Source organism: Vibrio genomosp. F10 str. 9ZD137 (assembly GCF_049974785.1).
Taxonomy (GTDB): domain Bacteria; phylum Pseudomonadota; class Gammaproteobacteria; order Enterobacterales; family Vibrionaceae; genus Vibrio.
In genome coordinates this window covers 1-3,251 of the sequence record NZ_JBNGCJ010000185.1, presented here as the reverse complement: position 1 = coordinate 3,251, position 3,251 = coordinate 1, and the positions used below count along the sequence as shown (strand labels likewise).

Genomic DNA, 3,251 nt, shown 5'->3' with positions numbered 1-3,251 from the left:
CCGCTCTTCCGATCTTGGCGGCTCAATACCTATTACTCTACGAAATGTCACTTCCTTATGGTTTGGACTTAAATAACCAAATCAATGTCGACAAATCATCGATCAAAATGATGCTGACACTCGACAACTTGGGAAGCGTAGAGCTTGTTGAAATAGAAAGCCGAATCTACGACTGGTTTCGTCAAAACGCGCCTCAATACCAAGTGGTCGCTTCAAGTCCATCATTGATGTTCGCCCATATCGGCGAGACCAATATGGCGAGCATGTTATCGACACTACCCATTACTCTGATTTTGATTTCAGCCCTAATGATCTTTGCATTGCGATCATTCCGCTTAGGCATCATCAGCATCATTCCCAACATGGCACCAGCGGCGATTGGCTTTGGTTTGTGGGCTCTCGTCTCTGGTGAAATCAACTTAGGGCTATCTGTTGTTGTCACGTTAACACTTGGCATTGTCGTGGATGACGCGGTCCATTTCTTATCGAAATATCAGCGTGCACGTAAGCAAGGAAAAAACGCGGAAGAAGCGGTGAGATACGCTTTCCATACCGTAGGCAGAGCGCTTTGGATTACAACCGTTGTCCTTGTCGCTGGGTTCTCCGTACTGGCAATGTCTTCATTTAGATTGAATTCTGACATGGGGTTACTGAGTGCGATGGTGGTGTTTATCGCATTGGTGGTGGATTTCCTATTTTTACCAACCTTGTTGATGCTATTCGACAAAAAAGAATACCCAAGCCAAGACGTACTGTCGGAAAGGAAAGAAATACGAATCACTAATAAGCCAGTGACAACGAGCTAAACCCTCTTAATACCGTGGCTAAATACGCTGAACGTTGACGAAATTTAGCCACAGGTAAACCTGAATTAGAACGATACGAAGGAACGAACAATGAAAGCGTTAAACAACATAAAAACACTCGGCATTAACACGGCAGTCGCACTCTCACTTGTGTTAGGCGCTTCAATGCCTGTGACCGCGAGTGAAGAACAAGGACTAGAGATAGCAACCGAGAGAAAACACCGAGATGAGGGTTGGGGCGATTCTGTTTCAACGATGGAAATGCTACTAAAAAATGCACAGGGCGAAAGCAGCACACGCTTAATGCAGCTTAAATCTTTAGAAGTGAAAGACGATGGAGATAAAGGGCTGACGATTTTTGAAGAGCCACGAGATGTAAAAGGCACGGCGTTTTTAAACCATTCGCATACCGTGGGTGCCGATGATCAATGGCTTTACTTACCGGCGTTAAAGCGAGTAAAACGAATCTCATCGCGTAATAAATCGGGGCCATTCATGGGCAGTGAGTTCGCTTATGAAGACCTTAGTTCGTTTGAGCTAGAAAAATACACGTTCAATTATTTGAAAGATGACACGATATCAGGAGAAGAAACGTTCGTATTAGAGCAGATTCCAACCGATAAAAACTCTGGCTACACCAAGCAGATAGTGTGGCTTTCAAAGCAAGAGTACCGCCCTTTGAAAGTTGAATTCTACGATCGCAAAGATGCGCTACTAAAAACACTGACGTTTACCGACTACAAACAGTATCTAGACCAATATTGGCGCGCACATACGATGGCTATGCAAAACCATCAAACAGGAAAAAGCACCATACTGACGACCAGTGAGATGACATTCCAAACGGGTTTGAATGAGAGTGACTTTCAAAAGAACACACTGAAACGCATAAGGTAGCCATGACATGAAAAGGATGAACACATCGCTACGCCAATTAGGTTTGACTATGGGTATGGTGACGAGCATTGTTGTCTCGCTACAGTGTCATGCAGTGGAGCTGGGTGGTCAGGTCAATATCGAGCACCGCCAATACATGTCAGATGGAGCGCAAGGACAAGATAAAGGACAAACGTCTTTAGTGGTTGCGCCCGATCTTTATTGGGAGTTTGATGGAGGAAGCAGTTTCAGCTTTACCCCTTTCTATCGCCTAGACAGCATGGATGAAGAAAGAACTCATGGTGACATACGTGAAGCGCTTTATCTGACCTATTGGGACGACTATGAGTTAAGACTTGGGGTTGGCAAGGTGTTTTGGGGTGTGACTGAATCGACTCAACTGGTTGATGTGGTCAACCAGACCGATGCGATTGAATCACTGGATAGAGAAGATAAGTTAGGTCAGCCAATGATTCATTTTAGTTCGATAAAAGAGTGGGGCACAGTAGACACCTTGATACTGCCCTATTTTAGAGAACGAACATTTGCTGGAGTTGATGGCAGAATCAGACCTACCGTTCCGGTTTCTAGTGACGCCATTTACGAGTCATCGAGAGAAGAAAAACATATCGATGTGGCGTTGCGTTACAGCAAAATGCTAGGGAACTGGGATCTTGGATTAAGTTATTTTAATGGCACAAACCGAGATCCTTATTATCAGTTTAATCAAGGACAAGTCAGCCAAATCAAGGTACAGCCTTATTATGCTCAAATGAATCAGGTTGGCTTGGATGTACAGGGCATTGTCGGAGACTGGTTATTAAAACTAGAGTCCATTTATCGAGATAGTTTTGACCATCATACCGGCTTAGTCACCGGGCTAGAGTACACCGTGGTTGGCCCATTTGATTCTTATTGGGATGTGGGGTTAATTGCTGAGTATCTTTACGATAGCCGCGGAAACAATGCACAGACCCCAGGACAAAATGATCTTTTTGCCGGAGTCAGATTCGCGTTAAATGATGAGGATGGCACGGAATTGCTCACAGGCATTACTCAGGATCTGGATAATAGCGATGTCTATAGCGCTAAGCTGGAAGCGTCGAGTCGAATCACCAACCAATTGAAATGGCGATTAGATGCGTGGGTCTTTGAAAATGAAACACCAACGGACTTGCTGTATTTTGCGAGAAACGATGATTTCGTTGAAGTTTCTCTAGAGTATTATTTCTAAACGTATGTGTATTTTAGACAGAGCATTTGATGAATGCTCTGTCATTTTTAATGAACGACAATTTTTATAGTTCTTTTGTCATCCACACATCGCATTTGCTGTGAATGGTTCCATCCAAAGGGGCGTCTAAATGTTTGAATCCCAGCTTCTCATATAAAGAGATAGCTTGAGTCATATTTGACAACGTATCTAAATAGCAGTGAGTGTAGCCTAATGATTTTGCGAATTGTAAACACTCAAGGGTGAGCTTCTTGCCCACACCGAATCCTCGGCCACTGGGCAGTAAAAACAGCTTTTTAAGTTCACATGTTGTTTTAGAAGATCGGAAGAGCGGT

At 43.8% G+C, this 3,251-nt stretch carries 4 protein-coding genes; 3 read left to right on the top strand and 1 reads right to left on the bottom strand.

Translation table 11 applies throughout. The features are described from left to right. The 3 genes from ACP45E_RS02410 to ACP45E_RS02400 all read left to right on the top strand — a co-directional run. Positions 1-806 (top strand): efflux RND transporter permease subunit (locus ACP45E_RS02410; RefSeq protein WP_158008362.1); only part of this gene is annotated, 806 nt, incomplete at its 5' end. A 90-nt stretch (positions 807-896) separates the two neighbouring features. Beyond that, complete coding sequence (locus ACP45E_RS02405; protein ID WP_017037994.1) at positions 897-1,703, top strand: outer membrane lipoprotein-sorting protein; 807 nt, start codon at positions 897-899, stop codon at positions 1,701-1,703. Between the two features lie 7 nt (positions 1,704-1,710). After that, the gene (locus tag ACP45E_RS02400; RefSeq protein WP_017037993.1) at positions 1,711-2,916 is read left to right on the top strand and encodes a hypothetical protein; all 1,206 of its coding nucleotides are present in this window, start codon (positions 1,711-1,713) and stop codon (positions 2,914-2,916) included. A 64-nt stretch (positions 2,917-2,980) separates the two neighbouring features. Here the strand turns inward: ACP45E_RS02400 and ACP45E_RS02395 are convergent. Then, a partial coding sequence (locus ACP45E_RS02395; protein WP_141707193.1) for a GNAT family N-acetyltransferase occupies positions 2,981-3,251 on the bottom strand: 271 nt, incomplete at its 5' end.